The 227-nt window shown below is 37.0% G+C and carries 1 protein-coding gene; it reads left to right on the top strand.

Translation table 11 applies throughout. The annotated features are described in order from the left end of the window. On the top strand, positions 1–227 hold a 227-nt coding region (locus tag AC2A1C_RS15920; RefSeq protein ID WP_484026918.1), incomplete at both ends, for a hypothetical protein.

Genomic DNA, 227 nt, shown 5'->3' with positions numbered 1-227 from the left:
AAATTAGATGTAAATGGAACAGTACATTTTTCAGGTTTACCTACGGCTACTACCAATACAACTTATCTAACAATGGATGCCAATGGCTATGTACAGACACAAACCGGAGTTCCAAGTGGCGGTAATAATGTTTGGTATGTATCTGGAACTAATTCAACTCCTGCTACAGCAAATACAGATGATATGTATGTAATGGGAAAAGTAGGAATAGGAACTCAAGGTTTAAC

Source organism: Chryseobacterium sp. HNCC26DJ241 (genome assembly GCF_057180505.1).
Note: the sequence above shows the minus strand (reverse complement) of the source record. Positions and strands in the feature narration are given on the sequence as shown.